Origin of the sequence: Lentzea nigeriaca, from assembly GCF_016907955.1 — a bacterium.
Lineage (GTDB): Bacteria > Actinomycetota > Actinomycetes > Mycobacteriales > Pseudonocardiaceae > Lentzea > Lentzea nigeriaca.
The window spans coordinates 1,323,536-1,345,302 of the sequence record NZ_JAFBCX010000001.1 but is presented as its reverse complement, the minus strand read 5'-3'; the positions used below and the strand labels follow the sequence as shown (position 1 = coordinate 1,345,302).

The 21,767-nt window shown below is 69.5% G+C and carries 19 protein-coding genes; 8 read left to right on the top strand and 11 right to left on the bottom strand.

Going from position 1 to position 21,767, the window contains the following annotated elements; genetic code table 11:
* Window position 1: 1 nt before the first annotated feature.
* The 4 genes from JOD27_RS05415 to JOD27_RS05400 all read left to right on the top strand — a co-directional run bounded on the left by JOD27_RS05415 (window position 2) and on the right by JOD27_RS05400 (window position 2,684).
* Complete coding sequence (locus JOD27_RS05415; RefSeq protein ID WP_204760935.1) at window positions 2-604, top strand: TetR/AcrR family transcriptional regulator; 603 nt, start codon at window positions 2-4, stop codon at window positions 602-604.
* Window positions 605-991: 387 nt separating this feature from the next.
* Window positions 992-1,168, top strand: coding sequence for a hypothetical protein (locus JOD27_RS05410; RefSeq protein ID WP_204760934.1), 177 nt, complete (start codon window positions 992-994; stop codon window positions 1,166-1,168).
* 82 nt (window positions 1,169-1,250) lie between these two features.
* On the top strand, window positions 1,251-2,204 hold the full coding sequence (locus JOD27_RS05405) for a hypothetical protein (RefSeq protein WP_204760933.1): 954 nt from the start codon (window positions 1,251-1,253) through the stop codon (window positions 2,202-2,204).
* A 63-nt stretch (window positions 2,205-2,267) separates the two neighbouring features.
* Window positions 2,268-2,684 (top strand): Calx-beta domain-containing protein, encoded by a 417-nt coding sequence (locus tag JOD27_RS05400; RefSeq protein ID WP_204760932.1) that lies wholly within the window; start codon window positions 2,268-2,270, stop codon window positions 2,682-2,684.
* Here the strand turns inward: JOD27_RS05400 and JOD27_RS44550 are convergent.
* A complete protein-coding gene (locus tag JOD27_RS44550; RefSeq protein WP_239566327.1) occupies window positions 2,662-3,489 on the bottom strand; it encodes a tetratricopeptide repeat protein in 828 nt (275 codons plus the stop codon). The genes JOD27_RS05400 and JOD27_RS44550 overlap by 23 nt on opposite strands.
* A 79-nt stretch (window positions 3,490-3,568) precedes the next feature.
* The gene (locus JOD27_RS05395; RefSeq protein WP_307829907.1) at window positions 3,569-5,458 is read right to left on the bottom strand and encodes an AfsR/SARP family transcriptional regulator; all 1,890 of its coding nucleotides are present in this window, start codon (window positions 5,456-5,458) and stop codon (window positions 3,569-3,571) included.
* Window positions 5,459-5,823: 365 nt separating this feature from the next.
* Here JOD27_RS05395 and JOD27_RS05390 point away from each other — a divergent pair, with 365 nt between their 5' ends.
* Entirely contained in the window at window positions 5,824-7,023 is a 1,200-nt protein-coding gene (locus JOD27_RS05390; protein WP_204760931.1) for an acyltransferase family protein, read from the top strand.
* Here the strand turns inward: JOD27_RS05390 and JOD27_RS05385 are convergent, their stop codons facing one another.
* The 3 genes from JOD27_RS05385 to JOD27_RS05375 are packed head-to-tail and all read right to left on the bottom strand — an operon-like array spanning window position 7,024 to window position 9,571.
* On the bottom strand, window positions 7,024-7,497 hold the full coding sequence (locus tag JOD27_RS05385; protein WP_204760930.1) for a hypothetical protein: 474 nt from the start codon (window positions 7,495-7,497) through the stop codon (window positions 7,024-7,026).
* Window positions 7,494-8,900, bottom strand: coding sequence for an ATP-binding protein (locus JOD27_RS05380; protein WP_204760929.1), 1,407 nt, complete (start codon window positions 8,898-8,900; stop codon window positions 7,494-7,496). Before JOD27_RS05380 ends, JOD27_RS05385 begins: the two co-directional genes overlap by 4 nt.
* Window positions 8,897-9,571: a response regulator gene (locus JOD27_RS05375; RefSeq protein ID WP_204760928.1), complete on the bottom strand. Its 675-nt coding sequence runs from the start codon at window positions 9,569-9,571 to the stop codon at window positions 8,897-8,899. The genes JOD27_RS05380 and JOD27_RS05375 overlap by 4 nt, the downstream gene beginning before the upstream one ends.
* 114 nt (window positions 9,572-9,685) lie before the next feature.
* Between JOD27_RS05375 and JOD27_RS05370 the strand changes: the two genes are divergently transcribed.
* Both JOD27_RS05370 and JOD27_RS46425 read left to right on the top strand, forming a co-directional pair.
* Window positions 9,686-10,441 (top strand): SGNH/GDSL hydrolase family protein, encoded by a 756-nt coding sequence (locus tag JOD27_RS05370; protein WP_239566326.1) that lies wholly within the window; start codon window positions 9,686-9,688, stop codon window positions 10,439-10,441.
* Window positions 10,442-10,497: 56 nt separating this feature from the next.
* Window positions 10,498-11,859 carry a M1 family metallopeptidase gene (locus JOD27_RS46425; protein WP_204760927.1) on the top strand — a complete coding sequence of 454 codons (1,362 nt, stop codon included), beginning with the start codon at window positions 10,498-10,500 and terminating at the stop codon, window positions 11,857-11,859.
* A 372-nt stretch (window positions 11,860-12,231) separates the two neighbouring features.
* Here the strand turns inward: JOD27_RS46425 and JOD27_RS05360 are convergent, their stop codons facing one another.
* Window positions 12,232-12,540, bottom strand: a complete 309-nt coding sequence (locus JOD27_RS05360; RefSeq protein WP_204760926.1) for a hypothetical protein — start codon at window positions 12,538-12,540, stop codon at window positions 12,232-12,234.
* Window positions 12,541-12,579: 39 nt separating this feature from the next.
* Between JOD27_RS05360 and JOD27_RS05355 the strand changes: the two genes are divergently transcribed.
* Window positions 12,580-14,922, top strand: a complete 2,343-nt coding sequence (locus JOD27_RS05355) for an ATP-binding protein (RefSeq protein ID WP_204760925.1) — start codon at window positions 12,580-12,582, stop codon at window positions 14,920-14,922.
* A 210-nt stretch (window positions 14,923-15,132) separates the two neighbouring features.
* On the opposite strand, the gene JOD27_RS05350 is transcribed toward JOD27_RS05355, so the two are convergent.
* The 5 genes from JOD27_RS05350 to JOD27_RS05330 all read right to left on the bottom strand — a co-directional run bounded on the left by JOD27_RS05350 (window position 15,133) and on the right by JOD27_RS05330 (window position 21,660).
* Window positions 15,133-16,059: a hypothetical protein gene (locus tag JOD27_RS05350; RefSeq protein ID WP_204760924.1), complete on the bottom strand. Its 927-nt coding sequence runs from the start codon at window positions 16,057-16,059 to the stop codon at window positions 15,133-15,135.
* Window positions 16,060-16,281: 222 nt separating this feature from the next.
* Entirely contained in the window at window positions 16,282-18,048 is a 1,767-nt protein-coding gene (locus JOD27_RS05345; RefSeq protein ID WP_204760923.1) for an AMP-dependent synthetase/ligase, read from the bottom strand.
* Window positions 18,045-19,592, bottom strand: coding sequence for a bifunctional 3-(3-hydroxy-phenyl)propionate/3-hydroxycinnamic acid hydroxylase MhpA (mhpA, locus tag JOD27_RS05340; RefSeq protein WP_204760922.1), 1,548 nt, complete (start codon window positions 19,590-19,592; stop codon window positions 18,045-18,047). The genes JOD27_RS05345 and mhpA overlap by 4 nt, the downstream gene beginning before the upstream one ends.
* A 2-nt stretch (window positions 19,593-19,594) precedes the next feature.
* Window positions 19,595-20,527, bottom strand: coding sequence for a fumarylacetoacetate hydrolase family protein (locus tag JOD27_RS05335; protein ID WP_204760921.1), 933 nt, complete (start codon window positions 20,525-20,527; stop codon window positions 19,595-19,597).
* Entirely contained in the window at window positions 20,524-21,660 is a 1,137-nt protein-coding gene (locus JOD27_RS05330; RefSeq protein WP_204760920.1) for a VOC family protein, read from the bottom strand. Before JOD27_RS05330 ends, JOD27_RS05335 begins: the two co-directional genes overlap by 4 nt.
* Between the last annotated feature and the right edge of the window lie 107 nt (window positions 21,661-21,767).

Here is a 21,767-nt window from a genome sequence, read left to right as displayed (position 1 = left end):
AATGGGGCACCACGGATGGCAGGGCAACCCGCCCGGCACCGAGCAGGAGGCACGGCGCCGGATCGTCGAGGCGGCGACGGCGTGCATCGACCGCGCCGGGCTCGCCAGGACCAGCCTCTCCGACGTCGCCGCGGAGGCAGGCGTCACCCGGCAGACCGTCTACCGCTATTTCCCGCGCCTGACCGACGTCCTCAGCGCGGTCGCCATCGCCGGTGCCGAGGAGTTCGCCGGGCGGATGGAGCGGCACCTGACGTCGTTCCGCAGCCCCGCCGAGGTCGCCGTGGAGTCCGTCGTGTTCGGCGTCCGGGCCGTGCCTCGCGAGCCCTACCTCGGCCTGCTCCTGCAGGCCGGTGAAGGTGACTTCTTCACCGACGCGGTCGCGTCCGTCCAGTGGTTCACCCTCGGCGCGCGGATCCTGCGCAACGTGCCGGTCGACTGGGCCGCCGCGGGCGTGACCACCGACGACGACTTCGCAGGGCTCGCCGAGGTCCTGATGCGGCTCTTCCTGTCGTTCCTGCAACACCCCTCGACGCCTGCGGTCACCGACGACCAGATGCGGGCCCTGGTCCGCCGGTGGGTCGGCCCCGCGCTGCACGAGCGCTGACGCGTCAGGGCGGCGCCATCACGACCACGGAGTTGCATCACATGATCGGCTACAACACCGCGTGAACCGAAAACGACTTCACCGTGGCAAGAACCAGCGTGTCCTGGGGGCTCCGACCAGGTCGACCTCGAAACCGTGAGTCTGGAACTCGACGTGCGAGGCTTGGCAGTCTGGCGGACAACCGGGGAACTTGATCGCCTCCGACACCACGAGACGGCCGTCGTCGGTGTCCGCCTCCATCGTCAAGGCGACGAACGACTCAAAGGCTTCCACGGCATCCTCTCCGATGGTCACTTGAGCTTGATGAACGTATCTTCGCTGCACGAACGGGTTCTCGGAGTTGCCGAGGCGAGCGTGAATCGGTGGGATCCAGCGAGGTTCGCGCCCGTGGCACCGCTGATGTGGTGGGCCGTCAGCGCGATGCTGCGGCCCGGCGAGTCGATGACCGCGCGGATGGTCACGTGGCCCACGCGGCCTCCTGACGACGCGGCGGCGATGTGGACGGCAGGCGTGTTGTTCCTGAGCGGCGTCACCGCCTATGTGGTGCGCGGCGGGCGACAGTAGTTCCCGACAACAGCAGAACAACCGCGCTACAACAACACGCAGGTACCTCTTCGGTGAGCAGATCGCAACCGAGGAGGACATCGTGAAATCCAAGCTGGTCAAGGCACTGATCGGACTGCTCGCGGTCGGGACGCTCGTCGTGCCGACCGCGAGCGCCACGCCGAACTACCGCGACGTCTACACGCGCGACGACTACCCAGACGCGGGCAGCGAGCCGAGCACCGGCGACATCTACCACAGCCCGGACATCACGGTGTGTTGGACACCGGTGCCCTGCGCCGTCTCTCAGAACCCCAGAGTCGGCCTCGACAACTACGTGTTCGTCAACCTGCGTCGCAAGGCCAACGCCCTGGGCAAGGTGGACGGGCGCCTGTACCTGTACCGCAGCAACATCGGCGGTGGCACGTCCTGGTCAGGGGACTGGACGTACATCGACAGCGTGAGCGCGAGCGTGCCGGTCAGCGGTACCACGGTCATGATCACCTGGCCTGACTGGAACGTGCCCGGTCCCGGACACTTCTGCCTGCTGAGCAGATGGGTGTCGCCCAATGATCCCATGACATCCGCCGAGGTTTCGAACACACAGGACAACGCGCGGAACAACAACAACATCGCATGGCACAACGTCGACTCCGTGTGGGTGTTCCCGCACAAGCCGATCCGCGTGCCGTACACGATCGGCAACCCGAATCCCTTCGAAGGCAGGCAGAGCCTGATCCTGGAGCAGCGCGAGCGGAAGTTCGAGGGCACGGTGACCGTCGACCTCGGGCCGGATCTCGCGCGGCGATGGAAGGAGGCCGGGCAACCGGGCGCCGGGGTCAAGCCGGTGGGTGAGACCGAGGTTCTGATCACCGACCCGAAGCTCGCCCGCATCGACGGGCTGGCACTCAAGCCCAAGGAGCGTGCCGAGATCGGGCTGACGTTCGCCACCGACGTGGAGGCGGGTCCTGCCGAGCTGCTCGTGCACCAGGTCGACGCACAGGGCCTGGACCTCGGCGGAGCGCAGTACCTCATCAACCAGAAGGACGAGAAGTAGGTGTATCAGCCCCGGTGGGTCCGTCTCCGTTGAGCGGAGACGGACCCACCGAGGGGGTTGCCGATGAAGACGCTCATGGTGTTGTTACTGCTGTTGCTGGGAATCGTGCCCGCACATGGAGCACCGGACTGCGACGCGCCGAACTTGCCGGACTGCATCGTCGTGGACGCGCTCGACGGGCCGGTGCACGAGAGGATCGGCACGTACGCCGCGACGCTGAAGTTGCACAACGGCCCGGCGAAGCAGAACGTCGTCGTGTCCTACGAATTCGTCGACGGCACCGCGAAGCAGGGTGTGGACTACCTGGCCGAGCCCGGCGGCATGGTCACGATCAAGGCCGGCGAACCTCAGGCCTTCGTGCCGTACACCGTGCTGCGGGTTGGCAAGGAGCAGAAGCAGTTCACGTTGCAGATCACCTCGGTGCAGCCGGGCAAGATCGGCAAGCCGGTGGCGGTGTTCACGATCGGCGGCAGGAGGTGAACAGCGCGAGGGCCTGAGCCCAGTGCCGCGCGGCCTCGGTCCATCGCCCGCACCGGCCCTCCAGGTCGGCGAAGGTGCGGTGGACCGAAGCCTCCTCGAACGCGTCCGGCGCCTGGGCGCGGGCCGTGAGAGCGGCCGTGATGTGGTCGCGGGCGGCGGTGAGGTCACCACCGGCGAGTTCGGTCTCGCTCAGGTGGTGCAGTGCCGCCGCCTCGCGGTGCCGGTCGCCCAGCGCACGGCACACCGCGAGTGCTCCGGTCAGATGTTCCCTGGCCACCGCCGGATCTCCGACCGCCAGCTGCGTGACACCGAGGTGGGCCAACGCGTCCGCCTCGAAGCGGTGGTCGGCGACCTCCCGGCTGATCCGCAGCGCGTCGCCGAAATGACGCAGCGCCTGCGTGTAGTCGGCGAGCTGGTGGAACGCGTTGCCCAGCGACATCAGCGTCGCCGCCTCCAGCCGCGGGTTTCCCTTGGCGCGGAACGTCTCCAGCGCCGCGCACAGCGGTGGGATCGCGAGTTCTCCCCGGCCCATCCGGACGTAGGTGTAGCCGAGGTTGCGCTGCGCCAGCGCCACGCCCACCTCGTCGGCAGCGGACCGGTGCACGATCATCGCCGCCTGGTAGGACTCCAGCGCCAGCCCGAACTCGCGCAGCTCGGAGTGCGCGTTGCCGATGTTGTTGTGCAGCCTGGCTTCCCCGCGCAGGTCGCCGGCCTCGCGCACGAGGGCGAGCGCTCTTCGTTGCACCACCATGGCTTCGTCGATGCGTGAGGTCATCTGCAACGCGATGCCGAGCCCGCGCAGCATCTCGGCCTCCGCGCGCTGGTCGCCGAGCGCGCGGGCTGCCTCGACGGCGTGCTCACACTGCTCGACGCGGGCCGCCCAGTTACCCGCGTGCCTCGAAGTAGCTCGTCAGCAGGTAGGCCAGCTGCCAGGTCTCGCGCCGCAGCCCGGATCTCGCCGCCAGCCTGATCACGTGCAGCAGGTTGTCGCGTTCGGCGTCCAGGTAGGCCAGCACCTCGACACGGTTCGCCGCGAACGGCAGATCGTCGCTGAACGGGCGCGTCACCAGGTCGTGGCGCGGGTTGAGCACGTTGTTGGCCGCGTGGGCGATCGTGAGGTACCGGTCGAGCAGGCGCTCCACCCCGTCGCCGATGTCGCCGCTCTGCCTCGCGAACAACCGGATCAGGTCGTGCAGCGCGTACCGGCCGGTGCCCGCCTCGCTGACGAGGTGCGTGGCGACGAGCTCGTCGAGACCCGGCCCCAGCGCGTCGGCGAGATCGGCGGGAAAGCTCGCGCCGGGGTGCTCGCCGAGCACGCGGAACAGCCGTGCCGCCGGTGCGCTCAGCGTGCGGTGCGCGCTGGCGAACACGGTCCGGACCGTGCGGTCGTCCCCGTCCACCGCCAGTACGTCCAACGGGTCGTTGCGGGTCAGTGCACGCACGAGGTCGGCGACCCGCCTGCCCGGTCGCATCGCGAGTCGCGCGGCCGCGATGCGCAACGCCAGCGGCAGCCGTCCACAGTGGACTACCAAGGCCGAGATCGCGCCCGACTCCGCACGCACTCTTGGCGCGCCGAGGATGTCCGCCAGCAGGTCGTGCGCTTCCGTTTCGCTCAGCAGGTCGAGGTGCACGGTGTGCACGGCGTGATGCGTACCGAGTGCGGACAACGTGTCGCGGCTCGTGATCAGCAGCAGGTTGCCCTGGTCGCCGGGCACGAGCGGCAGCACGTCCCGCGTGCGCCGGACGTCGTCCAGCACGATGAGAACACGCTTGCCGTGCAACAAAGTCCGGTACAGCGCGGCCGGATCGGCGGGTATCCGATCGGCCGGCACGCCAAGGCCGTGCAGCACCTCGACCAGTGCCTGGGCCGGGGTGAGCCGTTGCAGGTCCAGGAAGATCTGACCGTCTGGGAACCTGTCGGCGACGCGATGCGCCCACTCGACCGCGAACGTGGTCTTGCCGACCCCGGCGACCCCGGACACCACGACGATCGACGGCAGGCCTGCCAGTGCGGCGAACTCCGCGGTACGGCCGGTGAAATGACCGGCACGGGCGGGCAGCTGGGCCGGTCTCAGGCCGGGTCTCGCGCTGTGCAACGCGGGATCACGGCGGAGGATGGCGGTGTGCAGGGCGCTGACCTCCGGGCCGGGGTCGGCGCCGAGCTCGTCGGCGAGCCGGGATCTCAGGCGGCGGAAGGCTTCCAGCGCATCGGCGTGCCGTCCGTCGAGGTGCAACGCGCGCATCAGCAGGCCGACGAGCCGTTCCCTGGTCGGGTGACTCGCCACCAGCCGCTCCAGCTCACCGACCGCGTCCTGGCGGTCGAGCCGCACCGCCCAGTGCCCCTCCAGCGCGGCGATCCGCTGTTCCCGCAACCGATCGATCTCCGCGCGTCCCCACCCGAACAGCACGGTGCCTGCCAGCGGCTCACCCCGCCACAGGCTGAGGTCCTTGGTCCGGGCGAACCGCTCGGCGTCGACCACCGCGTCCAGCTGGTAGCCGCCGGGTTTGGTCATGAGCGCACCAGGCATGCCGCAGTCGGCGAGCGCCTGCCGCACACGTGCGACATAGCTGTGCAAGGACCGCACGGCCGTTCGGGGCGGTTCGTCGCCCCACAGCACGTCCACGAGGCGGTCGACCGGAACCGGCGTGCCCACCCGGAGCGCGAGCACCGCCACGACGCTGCGTTGCCGGGCGCCGATCAGCTCGGCCCGTCCGAACGGGCCGCACACCTCCACCGGCCCCAGGATCCGGACCTCACCGCGTGGTCCCCCCACGCTCCGTACGTTAGCTGGCCGAATTCCCCTGCGGCAGCACCGAACCGGACGAACCGCTCGGCCGCCGGGTCGCGGTCGCGAAACCCGTTGTCGTTACCGACAGGCCAACCGCTGACGCGTACGTATACATCTTACGTTTTTGCGGGCGGGCGCTAGGCCTCCTGCCTCACAACACCTACCTCCGACAGGCGCGCCGAGACTCCCCCGACCGCACCCGGCCGATCGCTCGCGGCCGGTACGTCGGCGCACCCGGAAACAACGACGTCCCTCTGTCAGGAGCGCAACGTGCCGGGCGAACTTCATTGCGGCAGAACTGCGACGTCCCTGGGACGAGGCGCCGACTTCGGCTCCGCACAGTTGTCGTCATGGCCGAACTCCAGTCCAGCCCGCGTGCCGCCGGTGTTGCCCGCCGAGCCCATGTGCCCGCATTGGACGGCATGCGCGGTGTCGCGGTGCTGGGTGTCCTGTTGTTCCACGCGGGCCTCCTGCCCGGCGGCTTCCTCGGCGTCGACCTCTTCTTCACCCTGTCCGGCTATCTGATCACCGCCTTGTTGCTGCGGGAGGTGGAACGAACCGGCACGCTGTCGCTCGTCTCGTTCTGGGGCAGGCGGATCCGCAGGTTGCTGCCCGCGCTCGTCACCGTGCTCGTCACGGTGGCCCTCGTGGTCTGGACGATCGCACCGGACGACCTGGTGCGCACCACGCTGTCCGATGGACCGTGGGTGCAGGCCAACCTCGTCAACTGGCACCTGCTCGCCGAGTCCGCGAGCTACTGGGACCGCTTCGGCGGAGGGCGGGTGTTCGAGCACTTGTGGAGCATCGCGGTCGAGGAGCAGTTCTACCTGCTGTGGCCGGTGCTCGTGCTGGTTCTGGCCGGTCGCGGCGGGCGGTTCGAGCGCCGGGTCGCCGTGGTGGCCTCAGGTGTAGCGGTCGCCTCGCTGGTGCTGATGGTGTTGCTGGTCGACCCGGCAGACCCGACACGCGTCTACACCGGCACCGACACGAGGGCGTTCTCGTTGCTGTTGGGCGCTTTGGTGGCCACCCGGCCGGTGCGGGAGGCGTTGCTCCGCGCGGTCGGTCGGTCGATCGGCGCGGTGGTGGCGCTGATCGCGGCCTGTCTGGCCGTCACCTGGGCGCTCGCGGACGGCGTCGACTCGGTGTGGCTGTTCACCGGCGGCCTCTTCGCGCACTCGTTGTGCGCGGCGCTGCTGATCGGACTGACCGCGCACGCACCGGCGACTTTTCTCGCGCACGGGTTGGCGTGTCGGCCACTGCGATGGTTCGGAGAGATCTCCTACAGCCTCTACCTCTGGCACTGGCCGGTCTTCGTGCTGCTGGGCGCTGCACAGGGCTGGGTGCGCACCAGTGGGGCGTTCACCGCGTCGATCGTGCTGGCGGCGGCGTCGAAGTACCTGGTCGAGGACCCCGTCCGCTTTCGCGCCACCTGGGCCCACGGCCGGACCGGAGTGGTCGTGTTCGTCCTCGTGATGGCCGGGCTGGCGCTGCTGTGGGTGTTGCTGCCGGTGCCCGCTCCGCCCGCGATCGACCTCACGAAACTCGGCTGATCATCTGATGAGCGGGCAGGTCCGCTCGGCCTCCGACGCCGGAGCCGGTTGCGTGAAGCGGACCTGCACCTTCATCGTCCGCGCGCCGCCGCTCTGCACGTGCACACCCAGCGCGGTGCAGACGATCTGGTCGATGCCCCGTGGCGTCACGTCCTCGGCGGTCAGCGGCAACATCACCTGGATCAGGTTCGCCTTGGTGGAGACGACGACTCTCGGCGTCGGGGTCTCAGCGATCTCGGTGTGATGCGACGGGTCCCTGCCCGGCCCGGTCATCAACAGCGACAGCGCCTCGGAGACCGTGCCGAGCCGCTCGGTCCGCCGGGTCGTGGGCCGGAGCTCGCCCGCTGCGTCGACGAAGTAGAGGGTCGTTCCCGCGGCGACACCGGTCGGCGCCTCACCGCCGTCGACGATGCCGGACGGCTGCACACCGCATCCCGCGGCCAGCAGCACGATCGTCAGGAGGATCCGTTTCACCTTCGCCCCGCTTCTCCGGGCAGTCGCAGCACGAACCTCGCTCCGCCGGACTCCCGGTTGCTCACGGTCAGATCGCCTCCGTGCAGGCGGGCGTTCTCCATCGCGATCGCGAGCCCCAACCCGCTTCCCGGGGTGCGGGCACGGGCCGCGTCCGCCTTGTAGAAGCGGTCGAAGACGTGTGGCAGCACGTGCTCCACGATGCCGGGTCCGCTGTCCACGACCTCGATCCGGACCTCGACGCCGGAAGCGGAGACGATGACGCGTACCGGGGGCGCGCCGTGCCGCAGCGCGTTGCCGACGAGATTCGCCACCACCACGTCCAGCCTTCGCCGGTCGAGCCTTGCGGCCACCTCGTCCGGTGCCACCAGCTCGACCCTGCCGAGCCACGATCGCGCCCGCAGGCACTGGCGCACCGCGGTGGTGACGTTCACGTCCTCCACCCGCAGCTCGGCGGTGCCCGCGTCGAACCGCGACACCTCCATCAGGTCCTCGACCAGCGTCACCAGGCGCTGGGTCTCGGTGATCGCGAGCTGCGCCGACTCCCGCGCGTCCGGTTCCATCCGGTCGGCGCTCATGGACAGCACCTCGACCACGGCGGTCAGCGTGCTCAACGGCGTCCGCAGCTCGTGCGACACGTCCGCCGCGAACCTCTTGGCGTCGGCCTGCATCCGCCGCATCGCCGTCATCGACGACTGCACCGACGCGGCCATCTCGTTGATCGTCACCGTCAGGTCGGCCAGCTCGTCCGAACCCCGCGGCCGCGACCTCGCCCGGAGGTCACCCGCCGCGAGCCTGCGCGCGGTGTCACGAAGACGCCGCACCGGGCGCAGCACGCTCGACGCGGCCAGCAACGCGAGCAGCACCGCCAGCGGAAGTGCCAGTCCGGCGGTGAGCCCCGCGTTCCTCGCCATGCCGTTGATCTCGTCGTCGACGGCGGTGAGGTCGCGGGCGACGTACACCTCGATCCCGGACGGGGCGCGCGCGCCGTCGACCGCGGTGATCATCACCGGCGTGCCGATCAACAGCCACGGCCTGCCCTCGGCCTCGATCCGCTGGGAGACCAGCCGTCCACCCGTGCGCACGGCGTTGCGCAGGGAGTCCGTGATCAGGTCAGGACCGTCGGCGGAACGGAGGCCGCCGTAGGTGACCACGCCGTTCGGACTCACCGCGGCGCGCAGCAGCTCCAGCGCGTCCTGCCCCGGCGGATAGGTGAGCCCCGGTGCGACCGCGGTGATCTGGCTCGTGACGGTCTCCACGAGGCGCCGCTGGGACGACTCGACCAAGGCGGTGCTCGCCGATCCGGCACTGGACCACGCCGCCGCGGTCGCGCCGAGCGCGGTCACCGCCACGAACGCCGCCAGCAGCCGAGGGCGAAGCCCGCCGCGCCACCGCCGTCCGATCACAGGGGCCCGAACCGGTAGCCGAACCCGCGCACCGTCTGCACGTACCTCGGCGCCGCCGCGTCGGTCTCGATCTTCGCGCGCAACCGCTGCACGCAGTTGTCGACCAGCCGCGAGTCACCGAGGTAGTCGTGCTCCCACACCTCCTGCAGCAGCTGCTCCCTGCTGAACACCCGGCCAGGCGCCCGCGTCAGCGTCAGCAGCAACCGCAACTCGGTCGGTGTCAACGACACCTGCTCGTCGCGCAGCGACACCGTGAGGCCGGTCGTGTCGATCCGCAGATCACCGTGCGCCCGGACCTCCTCGCCCGTGCCGGAGGTGCGGCGCAGCACCGCGCGGATCCGCGCGTCCAGCACGGTCGGCTTCGCCGGCTTCACGACGTAGTCGTCCGCCCCCGCGGCCAGTCCGCTGACGACGTCGAAGTCGTCGCCGCGGGCGGTCAACATGATCACCGGTGTCTCGCTGACGGCACGGATCCGGCGGCACACCTCGAAGCCGTCGATACCCGGCAGCATCAGGTCCAGCACCACCAGGTCCGGTCTGGACGAACGGAAGGCCTCGACTCCTTCCTCACCGGTCGGCGCGGTGCCCACCTCGTGTCCCAGCCTGCTCAGCGCGAGCTCGAGGCCCCTGCGGACCAGCGGATCGTCCTCGACGAGCAGAATCACAGCCACAGCGCCCAGTATGGACAGAAGATCACCCGTACGCCGCCCGCCCCGCGGCCCCTGCGACACAACCGCGACACGACAGCGCAGCCACCGGGACGTGGGCCAGGCACGGTCGAGTCCATGACCAAGCCACGAACTCTCGCGCTAGGCCTGGCCGCACTGGTCCTGCTGAGCGCCGCCTGCTCCTCCGACCCCGGCCCTGCCACGACCACTGCCGGGGAGCGGTCCGGCCAGGGCCTGGGCAAGGTGCTCTTCGGTGGTGACTCGATCGCCGTCGGTGAGGCGCTGCCGCTGAAGGCCGCGTTCCAGGCGGGCCACGTCGAGTTCCAGTCGATCGCGGCCGAGGGCGGCGGCAACGTCGTGGGCCCCTTTTCGGCGGAGAGCTGGCCGAAGATCGCCGAGCAGATCAGCTCGGCCAGGGCCTCCGTCGTGATCCACCAGCTGACCACCTACGACTGGGGTGCGGAGGACGAGCAGCGCGCGGGCTACCAGAAGCTGCTGCGGGCGGTGACCGCCGGCGGCGCGAAGCTCGTGCTGGTCACCGCCCCACCGATCAGGCCCGACGACTTCTACCGGCCGCACCTGGCCGAACTCGACCGCATGCCGGCCGTCGCCAAGTCCGTTGTGGACGCTTCATCCGGCCAGGCCGTCCTGCTCGACGCCGGCGCCGTGTGGGGCAAGTCCTACGAGCAGCGCAAGGACGGCAAGGCCGACCGCAGCGCCGACGGCATCCACACCTGCCCGCAGGGCGCGGCGCGGTTCACGCAGTGGCTGCTGGGCGAGCTGAAGCAGATGTACCCAGGCTTCTCCCCCGCCGACCCGCAGAAGTGGGCGAATGCCGGGTGGTCCGCCGACAGGCACTTCGCACAGTGCTGACCGGCCAGGTCAGGCCCTGCCCGACAGTCCCGCTGACGAACGTTGAGGAGCCAGACGTGAAGAACACCCGACCACTGACTTTCGGCCTCCGCTGGAGGCTGCCCGCCACAACCGCCGTGATCGCCGGCCTGCTGGCGTGGAGCGAGACCACGACCACCGCGGCGCCGCAGGGCGGCCCGGTCGACATCACCGCCTACGACCTGACGATCGACTACCAGCCGGGCGAAAGCCTCCTGCGCGGCTCCGCGATGATCACCGCGACCGCGGGCACGGCGTTGGACGAGATCACGCTGCGGCTGCGGGGACCTGAGGCCAGCGCCGTCACCGTGAACGGGATGGCGGCACGGTCGTTCGTCCAGAACGGCGATGAGAACCTCGCCATCTCACCGGCGAAGCGGATCGCCGGCGGGACGGCGTTCCGGATCCGCGTCGACTACGAGGGCAAGCCCGGCGACGGGTGGCTGCCGACCGAGTCGGGCGGGGCGAGCGCGTTCGAGGGAGACGCCTCCGCGTGGTTCCCGGTCGGCGACGACCAGGACAAGGCAGAGTTCCGCCTGACCGCGACAGCGCCGGCCGGCTGGTCCGTCGTCGCCGTCGGCCGCGAGGAGAGGTCTACCGAGCCGAACACCTTCCAGTGGCACGAGACGGAGGTCGCTCCCGCTCACCTCGCGGTGTCGATCGACAGGTTCACCGTCGAGCGGACGACACTCGCGGACGGCACCCCGGTCGTCCACGCCTACGCGCCCGGCCTGCGGGACAAGGCGAAACCGCTGGCGGACCGCACACCTCAGATTCTCGACTTCCTGACCGGCCGCTACGGGCCCTACCCGTTCAGCTCAGCCGGCAACGTCTTCGTCCACGTGAACGAGGACGGTCCCGGCACGTCCCCCCAGACGCGTCCGGTCTACCTCGGTGCCGGCAGCAAGTACATGGACCTCCTGCAGGTCGTGCACGAGCAGGCGCACCAGTGGTACGGCGTCTCCGCGGCTCACCGCTCGCCCGAAGACGCCTGCCTGTCGGAGTGCTTCGCCTCCCACAGCACGTGGATGTGGGAAGAATCCATCGACGGCGTCGACCTCGACGCACGGTTCCGGGACATCGTGAACGCCAGGAAGACCGACGCGGCCTTCTGGCAGAACGCGCTGTACAAGCCCGGTGAGCGGCCAGGTTTCGCCGCGTACGATCGAGGTCCGTTGGCACTGCACGCGCTGCACAAGCAGATCGGCGACGAAGCGTTCGGCAGCCTGCTCCGGCAGTGGGCGCAACAGAACCATCAGCAGTTCGTCTCCTGGCCGCAGTTCGAGCAACTCGCCGAGCAGATCAGCGGAAGGGACCTCGACGGGTTCTTCCAGGCCTGGTTCCGCGGCACGACGGTGCCTGCGGACGCGTACCTGTGGCCCGGCGGTTCGAAGCCCTGACGGACACCCGTGGAGTGCCAGAACACCCAGCCCTCCCGACAGAATGATCTTGGAAATACCGTTGACGACCGGCGTGCCAGCTGCCCAGAAGGGGTCACAAAGTCCATTATGGACAAATACCCAGTCTATAGTGGACTATTGTTGTCGTCCAATGGTCTGACTCCGCAGCCCGCTCCCCTCCGGCGAGGAGGTGGCCCTGACCTCCCGAGGTCCCGCCCCTTGTCGCCGACGATCGAGGCCAAAGCATCAGCGACGCAGCTATTGCAAGAAAATCGGCACTGCGGTGCGGCACGAGCGATTCCGCCGGCGATGGTCGCCCTGTGCGGGGGCCGACGAGTTGACCGTCGGTCGGTCACGGCTCAATGTTCCCTTTCAGGACGCGGCGAGGTGCTGCTGAAGGAAGAGGGCAGTGCGGTCGAGCCAGTTCGTCGGCGCCCAGTTCGACGGGGACGCCCAGTTCAGCACGCCCAGTTCGGTGGGCGCCGTGTTCCACCACGCCCGCTTCGGCGAGGTCGCCGTGTTCGTCGGCGCCCAGTTCCGCGGGAGCGCCGTGTTCCACGGCACGCCTGCCGCCTGTCTGCGGCTGTGCGGTAACGCCTGGTCGTCCGCGGGCGAGCTCCACTCGTACGCCGCCGGTACAGCGGTTAGTGTTGCGGACAGCGTCTGGATTCGATTGGGCACTCGAAGATCGAGTAGCAAACTTGGTCAGGTGAAGGTGTCATGTCCCCCACTGCGCCGGGCAAGGCCGGGAACCTCCCCCTGGAGCTCACCAGTTTTGTGGGCCGTCGGCGTGAGGTGGCCGAGACCAAGCAGATGCTGTCGGCCTCTCGGCTGGTGACGTTGACCGGAGTCGGGGGTGTCGGCAAGTCCCGCCTTGCGCTGCGGGTGGCCACGCAGCTTCAGCGAGCCTTCGACGACGGGGTCTGGCTGGTCGAACTGGGTGAGGTGCAGGATCCGGCGCTGGTGGAGCACGCCGTCGCGGACGCCTTCGGCCTGAGGGAGCAAGGCCCGCTGGGCGAGTCGTCGACGCCGGTCGCGAGACTGACGGAGCACCTGGCTGAGCGGCACGTGCTGCTGGTACTGGACAACTGCGGGCACGTGGTGGACGCGGTCGCGAAGCTGGGCGATGCGCTGCTGCGATCCTGTCCGGAGTTGTGGGTGCTGGCCACCAGTCGGGAACCGCTGCGCATCGGCGGCGAGCTCACGCGTCAGGTGCCGCCGCTGCCGACGCCTGAGCCGGACTCAGGACGGCCACCCACCGTGCGACAGGCGGCTCGGTTCGAAGCGGTGGCTCTGTTCACAGAGCGCGCCGGGGCAGTGGTTCCGGGCTTCTGCCTCACGTCCGGCAACGCTGGCGTGGTCGCGGAGATCTGCCGCCGGTTGGAAGGGCTGCCGCTGGGGATCGAACTGGCCGCCGTCTGGTTGCGGGCACTCTCACCGGACGAGATTCTGCACCGCCTGTCCGACAGGTTCCGGATCTTGGGCGTCAGTCTGCGCGGAACCCCGGACCGGCACCGCACCCTGCGGGCATGCATCGACTGGAGCTACGGGCTGTGCACCCGCGCGGAACAGCTGTTGTGGGCTCGGCTGACCGTTTTCGCCGGTGGTTTCGAGCTGGAGGCCGCCGAGAGTGTCTGTGCCGGTGGCGACCTCGCGTCGGGTGATGTGCTCGACCTGGTGAGCTGCCTGGTGGACAAGTCGATCGTGATCCACGAGAACGACGGCGCGGTGGTGCGGTATCGGCTGTTGGACACGATCCGCGAATTCGGTCAGGACAAGCTGCGGGAATCAGGACAGGACATCGCGTTGGCCCGGCAGCATCGGGATTGGTACGCCGTGCTGGTGGCGCAAGCGGAAACCGAGTGGATCAGTCACCGGCAGGTGGACTGGTTCGCCCGCCTGAGACGGATGTATCCCAACATTCGGGCCGCGCTGGAGTTCTGTCTGGTGGAACCAGGTGAGTCCGCGGCCGCGCTGCGCATGGCCGCGTCCCTGTACCCGTACTGGTTCGGCCGCGGGCTGCTCACCGAGGGCCGGTACTGGCTCAACCGTGCCCTGGCTCTGCGGACGCACCCGAGTGCTGACCTCGCCCGTGCCCTCTACGCCGCGAGCATGCTGGCCGGGCACCAGAGCGACATCGCTGCCGCGTCGACGCTGGTGGGCGAGGAGCAGCAACTCGCCGAGCAGTTGAACGATGCCTCGACGTCGGCGATGTCCGGGCTCGCCTCGGGGTACCTCGCGATGTTCCAGGGTGACCTCGACCGCGCGGTCGTACTCCTGAAAGCCGCGGTCGACGCCTATCGCGGTACGGACGACGTGCTCATGTTGCTCGAAGCCCTGCTCGCGCTCGCGCTGGCCAGCGAAGGCCTCGGAGATCCCGCTCGAGCACTGGCCTGCCACGAAGAGGCACTTGCGATCACCGAACCCCGTGGCGAGGTGTGGTACCGGTCGATCTCGCTGTGGGTTCTCGGACTGGCGTTGTGGCAACAGGGCCACCCACGACAGGCAGTCGGGTTGGTGCAGCAGAGCCTGCGTCTGAAGCGCCCGCTCGATGACCTGCTCGGCGCCGCCTGGTGTCTGGAAGCCCTTGCCTGGATCGAGGCGGACGGACCGGATCCCCGTCGCGCCGCGACCCTGCTCGGCGCCGCGGCGGAACGCTGGCACGCCACCGACGCGTCCCCGGCGAAATCCCCCCACTTGCTCGGATACCACGAAATATGCGAGCAGCGGACACGTGCCGCGCTGGGCGAGCAGGCGTTCCAGACCGCGTTCCAGCGCGGCCTGGGCCTGAGCTTGGCAGAGGCGAACGAGTACGCCCTGAACGAGACGCCTCGGGCGACGCCGTCACCCGACGGTCTCGCGAGGACTCTCACCCGGCGCGAGCAACAGGTGGCCGAACTGGTCGCGGAGGGCCTCACCAACAAGGAGATCGCCGCCCGCCTGGTGATCGCTCCGCGCACCGCGGAAACCCACGTGGAGAACATCCTGACCAAGGTCGGCCTGTCCAATCGCACTCAGATGGCCGCCTGGGTCAAAGAGCAACGAGACGGCACCGACCGTTGATGGTGGAAGGCCGGCACCGAGCTCCTTCGCGGGGCGTCCGCGCACCGCTCACCGGATCAGGTCTCTCAATCCGCCCCAACGCGTTGTGTTCACGCTCGCCGGCTCCGGCACGACGAAGGACGAGAAACAAGCCGCGCGGATGGCCGCAGGCTGCTGGTTCTCGCCCCAGTCGGTCTGGAACCGGGCACCAGCACCTCCTCCCCTTGCGGATCACGACTGCTCGTGGTCGATCTCCAGCAACGCCACCTCGAGTACTTCGAGATAGGTCACATCTGCCACCACGGTCCTGCGCCTACGGCCGAGCATCGTGCGCTCCGCGTGCTGGTCTTGGATCTGCCACCACTTCGCTCCGTCAGCGGTCGACCGGATGACCAGCGTGCCGCTGGGCAGCGTCAGCTCGTATTCGTGGACCTTGAAGTGGTCGAGTTCGCCGTCCAGCAACGCCAGCAGCACGCACGCGCGGCGCAGTGCCGCCTCGTACGCCTCCGTGTCCTGGTCGCACGGCGGCAGCACGATGACGACGCGCGACGTCGCCCCGGCCTGCCGGATCTGCTCGATCTCCCAGACGAAACCGTCGCCGAAGTCCCGGTCCGGCGGCAGGATCAGCACGATCACGTGTGCGCGGCCGATGAGGCGCTGGACGACCTCCTGCCACACGTCGTCGGCGGCACGCATCAGGATCGGCCCCGGCGGGGCGAACGTGGTGCGCTGGTCGACGATGCCGTAGGTGTCCATGTCGAGCACCGTGCGCGCGGCACGAGTGACGAGCTGCTCCATGGTCAGGTTGCGGGTGAAGGGCCCACCGTCGGTGCGGCGTTTGGCCCCCGTCCTCGGCAGCACGATCTCGGCGTCCTGTCCGAACGGCCGCAGGATGAGGCAGTACTTCTTCCGGGCCCGCAGCAACCCGGACACGACCTGCTCGTGCGACGGCGTACCCGCGGACCGCGGGTACTTGGCGGCACCCACCACGATCATCACGAGTGCGCTCAGCGCCATACCGAGCACGCCGCCCGCACCGCTGAGCTTCTCCAACCCGCCCATGGCGAGCAAGGTGAGCCCGGCCGTCAGGCCGGCAAACAGCACGATCAGCCCGCGCACACCGGTGAATCGGCGGAGCCGCACGAACAACGCCTTCACGCCAGTTCTTCGATCACCGGCCGTAGATCGTTACGGGCCATACGCTGCCGGAAACCCCGGTGTGCCGGGAGCGGACGGCTGCACCTCGACACTCACGCTCGACACCGAGACCGGCGTCGCCTGACAGGGGCCGGCGGGTGACATTCGGCTGGCAGCCCTCAGCACCATGCTGGAACACGCCCGCATGACGGGCGTCGCGAGCGTGCGGCAACCTGAATCACCTCAGCCGAGCCGGTGGTCGTGGCCGGCTCCCGAGTAGATGTCGTCGACGAGGGCCGCGTAGTTCTTCACGACGACGGCGCGCTTGATCTTCAGACTCGGCGTCAGCTCCCCGGCCTCGACGCTGAGCTCGCGCGGCAGGATGCGGTACTGCTTGACGGTCTCCCACCTGTTGAGCCCGGCGTTGACCGTGTCGATCGCACGCTGCACGGTCACGTGCGGGTCGGTCCCGGCAGAGACCGCGTCCGGGTCGAGCGTCAGCAGGATGCTGGCGAAGTTGCGCCCGTCGGCGATCACGACGGCGTTCGAGACGAGGGGGCAGGCGGCTTTGACCGCCGACTCGATCGCGGTGGGCGCGATGTACTTGCCGCCGCTGGTTTTCACCAGGTCCTTCTTGCGGTCGGTGATCCTCAGGTATCCCTCGGCGTCGAGTTCGCCGATGTCGCCGGTGGCGAACCAGCCGTCGGCGTCGATGACCGCGGCTGTCTGGTCAGGCAAATTGTGGTAGCCGCGCATGACGCCGGAGCCGCGGAGCAGGATTTCGCCGTCGTCGGCGAGGCGGACCTGCGTGCCGGGCAGCGGGACGCCGACGGTGCCGATCCGGACGCTGCCGGGCCGGTTCACGAAGGAGGCACCGCTGGTCTCGGTCAGGCCGTAGCCCTCGAGGATCGGCAGGCCGACAGCGGCGAACCACTCCGCGATCTGGGGTGCCAGTGCGGCGCTGCCGGACACGAGGTACTCGAGGTTGCCGCCGAGGCGTGCACGGATCTTCGCGAAGACGAGCCGGTCGGCGATGGCGAGTCCCGCGCGTTGCCACATCGGTACGGAACGGCGCTGCTGCTTGCGCCGCACGGCGTCGATGCCGATGGCGAAGGCGCGCGTCGCGATCCTCGCCTGCAGCCCGCCGGCCGCGCCGGTGGTCGACATGACGCGGCTGTAGATCTTTTCGAAGATGCGGGGCGCTGCGGCCATGAAGGACGGTTTGATCAGGGCGACGTTGTCGACGATGCGGTCGATGCGGCCATCGACGGCGGTGACGAAGCCGATCTCGTACTGAGCGGCGAGCAACAGCTTGCCGAACACGTGCGAGAGCGGCAGCCAGAGGAACTGCAGGTGGTCCTGGCGGATCACGCCCTCGGACGCGATGGCGGCGCCGAGGTAGAGCCAGTTCGCGTGGGTGAGCTCGACGCCCTTGGGGCGTCCGGTGGTGCCGGAGGTGTAGATGATCGTCGCGAGGTGCTCAGGGGCCATCGCGGCGAGGACCTGGTCGACCGCATCGGGGTGCTTGGCGAGGTGGTGGCGTCCGAGCTGGGCGAGCCCGTCGAGGTTCAGTACCGCGTCACCCTCGCTCTCGCCGTCGAACAGGACGACGTGGTGCACGTCGCCGACGAAACCGTTGCCGGAGCGCAGCTTCGCCAGTTGCGTGGGGTCTTCGGCGAAGACGACCACCGCGGCGCAGTCGGTGAGGATGTAGTCGACGTCCTCGGCGTTGGTGCTCGGGTAGACCGTGGTGGTGGCCGCGCCCGCCAGCGTGACGGCGAGGTCGGCGAGCACCCATTCCAGCCGCGTGGCCGCGGCGATCGCGACCCGCTGCTCGGGTCGCACTCCGAGGGCGAGCAGCCCGGCGGCCAGGTCGCGGGCACGATCGGCGGTCTCGGACCAGGTCAGCGACTGCCACCCGCCACCGTGTCCGGGTGCGCGGAACGCCTCACGCGCGCCGGATGCGGCGCACTGCGCGAGGAAGCGTTCTCCGACGGAGCTGTAGGTCATCGTTCGGCCTCTCCAGTGGTGGGGGCGATGCCGGCGGCGACAAGCCGGCGCTGCCAGACGCGGAGATCAGGCGTGTCGCCCGCGGCCGCGACGACGCGGTCCGGGCGCAGCAGCACGGCGTCGGCGCGCAGGTGGTCCAGCAACGCATTCGCTTCGGAGTCGGCGTCGGACAGGCGCACGACGACGGTGCCGAGGCGGTCGAAGAAGGCACGGGTGTCCGGGTCGAAGGCGGTGATGCGGTCAGGGCCGCGATGCACGATCGCCCAGCCCTCGCCGATCACGTCGTCGAGTCGCACACCGGCGACCACGGGCTGGCCGAACACGTCGCCGGTGCGCTTGCGCAGCCGCCCGCCGTCGTGCACCAGCGGACCGGGCGCGAACGTCGGCCACAACGTGGTGACGAGCCGGTCCTCTTCGCCCAGCAGCTTGGTGGCGCCACGGATGAGCGCGTTGCGCGGCCGGGTCAACCGCGTCGGTCCGCCGGTCATCACCGCCCCCACCCCGATCGCGAGCCGCACGACGCGGCGCGCGTACGGCAGGCGCTCCGCCTCGTAGGTGTCGAGGAGTCGCTCGTCGGCCGCGCCGGTCAGGACGAGGGCGAGCTTCCAGGTGAGGTTCGCGGCGTCGCGGATGCCGGCGCACATGCCCTGGCCGATGAACGGCGGGGTCTGGTGCGCGGCGTCTCCGAGCAGGAACACCCGCCCGTCGCGCCACCGGTCCGCCACGACTCCACGGAACGTGTAGCAGGTCTGGCGCATGAAGGTGAGCTTGTCGACGTCGGCACCTCGCAGCCACGGCCGGGTCAGTTCGAGCACGGCGTCGTGGTCGAAGTCCTCGGGTCGTTCGCCGGGCTTGAGCCGGAACTCCCAGCGGTAGCGGCCGGGCGTCACCGGCATGAACGTCGCCGCGCGGTCGTTGTCGCACACCTGCTGCACGCCGTCGTAGACGTCGAGCGGACAGGACGTGCTGACGTCGACGACGAGCCACTGCTGCTCGAAGTGCAGGTTCTCCATGCGCGCACCGACGACGCCGCGCGTGATGCTGTTCGCACCGTCGCAGCCGAGCACCGCGTCGGCACACACCTCGTGCTCGGCGCCCGTCTCCGTGTCGCGGTACCGCACGTGCACGCGCTTCGCGCCCAGGTGCTGGATGTCGACGACCTCGGCACCACCCCGGAACCGCACCGACTCGTACTTCCCCAACGCGTTGCGCAGCACCGCCTCGAGCTCCGGCTGGTCGAACATGTTCGCCTGCGGATAGCCGTGCACCTTCCGCGTGCGGCACAGGTCGGCGAGCACCCGCTGCCGGGCGTCGACCAGGCGCATGCCAGGAGCCGGCCGGGAAATCACGCGCACCTCGTCCGCCAGGCCCATGGCCGCGAACGTCCGGAAAACCTCGTCGTCGAAGTGGACGGCACGCGGCAGGGGGTAGATGTCCGGCCACCGCTCGAGCACGAGCGTGCCGATGCCGCGACGGCCGAGCATGATCGCGGCACTCGCGCCGGTCGGGCCGGCGCCGATGATGACGACGGGGACGTGTTCCACGACTACCGCACCGTGTTGTGCTGGACGCCGAGGTCGAGACCGCCGTCGTCGGTGCGGATGGTGCTGACCAACCGGTCGCCCGGCTTGAGGTAGGCGCTGCTGCGCGCCTGCCCCTTCACGAACAGTTCCCACTTCTTGGCCTCCGGCAGCAGACCGGCGATCTTCTGCGCGATCCCGCCCGGCGGCTGCAGCGCGACACCGCCCGGCGTACCGGTGAGGATCAGGTCGCCGACCGCGAACGTCTCGAGCTGCGAGAACTCCGTGAGCGTCTCAGCGGGCTTGAACACCATGTCGCCGGCGAGCGCGTTCTGCCTCGTCCGGCCGTTGACCGACAGGGTCAGGCGCAGCTCGCTCCACCGCGCGACCTCGTCCCGCTCCGGCACGCACAGGTACGGTCCGACCGGGCAGAACGTGCGGTAGCTCTTGCCCTTGTACCACTGGCCTTGCGGCAGCTGGACGTCACGCGCGCTGACGTCGTTGCCCACCACGAACGCCCCTACGTAGTCGGCGAGGTCGGCCGCGGTGACCCGCACCGGCCCGGTGATCGGCTTCCCGATGACCACACCGAGTTCGACCTCGTAGTCGAGCAGCCGGACGTGCGCGGGTGTGACGATGTCGTCGTGCGCGCCCGACAGCGACGCCGTCGACTTGGTGAACAGCATGTTGAACGCCCGGTCCGGGTCCATTCCGGACTCGACCATGTGCGAGCGGTAGTTCGCGCCCTGGCAGTAGACCCGCGCACCCGGCAGCGGGTTGAGCGGGGTGACGCCGGCGAGCGGCACGGACGCGGCGCCGGGGTCGGCCAGCAGAGCGCGGGCAGACCGCACACCCCCGTCGAGCACGTCGGCGGCGGTGGGGTACTCCCCTGCCAACGGCAGGACGTGCTCGCCGCGCACGACGCCCCAGCCCTCGGCGTGACGAATCAAGTTGATCATGAGCGCGCCACCCTCATCAGACCCAGCAGCCGCTGGGCGGTGAACTCGTTGTCGCCGTCCGCGAGTGCCGCCAGGACGTGCTTGGCCATGGACGGATTGACCTCGAGGAAGTCGCGGGTGATCGCGGGTCCCCACTGCGAGAGGCCACTGGCCGACATCTGCGCCCAGCCTGGCTCGACGGTGTGGTCGAACATGTCGCCGTCGGTGAAGTGCTCGACGAGGAACCCGTCCGGGTCGCGCCAGTAGTCGAAGATCTGGCTGCCCTCGATGTGCCGTCCGATGCCCCACGAGTGCTTGTACCGGTGCTCCTTCAGGTACTCGCCGCCGGCGGCGAGCGCGTCGAGGTCGGCGACCTGATAGGCGGAGTGGATGTACTTGCGGCCGGGGCCGAGCGACATCGCCAGCGTGTGGTGGTCGGCGGGGGTGGCACCGCGATCGCAGCGGATGAACGCCATCGTCGGCCCGCAGTCGCGCTGCCCGGGGAAGTACAGGAAGTCGCTGACGATCAGCCCGAGGTACTGCTGGTACCAGTCCAGCGCCCGGTTGAACCGCGCCGACTCCAGCACGACGTGACCAAGCCGCTCGATGCGCGCGGGCTCGCGTGGCGGGCGCTGGGTCGCGTTCGCCCGGCCGACCTCACCACCGGCGTTCACCGTCAGCGGGCGTTGAAGAGCGAGTTCCGGCAGTTCGGCCACCCCGGCGACGACGCGCAACGGGACACCCGACGGGTCTACCAGATCGACGCCGACACCGCCGCCGGGGCCGCGGAGCTCGCGTGCGGAACTGTTCGTCGCCTTCGCCAGGCGGTGCACGTCGGCGACGTCCACCGCCTTGAAGGCCGGGCCGACGAAGCGTGACCTCGCGCCCTGGCGGATGACGACGCAGTGCGTGCCGGCCAGTGCCCCGCGCAGGTACAGGGTGTCCGCGGTGCGGACAGCGGTGGCGAACCCGAAGTCGTGGGCGAACCGCTCTGCGGCGTCGAGGTCGGGCTTCTCGAACTCCAGCCAGGCGAGGTCCACGACCTTGACGACCGGGTTCTTCGCGCGGTGCGGCCGATCTCCCCGCACCGCGCCCTGGTCGCTGTGCAGGCCGCTGTGCACATCTACACGATCACTACTGGCTCGTGCCGTCATTGATGACCCCTTCCACGGGACTGATGAAATCATCAGTTGTCGACGCGCAGTTGTCAAGTCTCATCAAAGCTGATGTGTTCATCAGAATTGTGTTGACCTCGCATCGT

Excerpts from the sequence above, each read along its gene's own strand:
- JOD27_RS05415 (WP_204760935.1), top strand. The coding sequence starts at position 2 with ATGGGGCACCACGGATGGCAGGGCAACCCGCCCGGCACCGAGCAGGAG.
- JOD27_RS05400 (WP_204760932.1), top strand. The coding sequence starts at position 2,268 with ATGAAGACGCTCATGGTGTTGTTACTGCTGTTGCTGGGAATCGTGCCC.
- JOD27_RS44550 (WP_239566327.1), bottom strand. The coding sequence starts at position 3,489 with ATGCTGCGCGGGCTCGGCATCGCGTTGCAGATGACCTCACGCATCGAC.
- JOD27_RS05390 (WP_204760931.1), top strand. The coding sequence starts at position 5,824 with ATGGCCGAACTCCAGTCCAGCCCGCGTGCCGCCGGTGTTGCCCGCCGA.
- JOD27_RS05370 (WP_239566326.1), top strand. The coding sequence starts at position 9,686 with ATGACCAAGCCACGAACTCTCGCGCTAGGCCTGGCCGCACTGGTCCTG.
- JOD27_RS05355 (WP_204760925.1), top strand. The coding sequence starts at position 12,580 with ATGTCCCCCACTGCGCCGGGCAAGGCCGGGAACCTCCCCCTGGAGCTC.
- JOD27_RS05345 (WP_204760923.1), bottom strand. The coding sequence starts at position 18,048 with ATGACCTACAGCTCCGTCGGAGAACGCTTCCTCGCGCAGTGCGCCGCA.
- JOD27_RS05335 (WP_204760921.1), bottom strand. The coding sequence starts at position 20,527 with ATGATCAACTTGATTCGTCACGCCGAGGGCTGGGGCGTCGTGCGCGGC.
- JOD27_RS05330 (WP_204760920.1), bottom strand. The coding sequence starts at position 21,660 with ATGACGGCACGAGCCAGTAGTGATCGTGTAGATGTGCACAGCGGCCTG.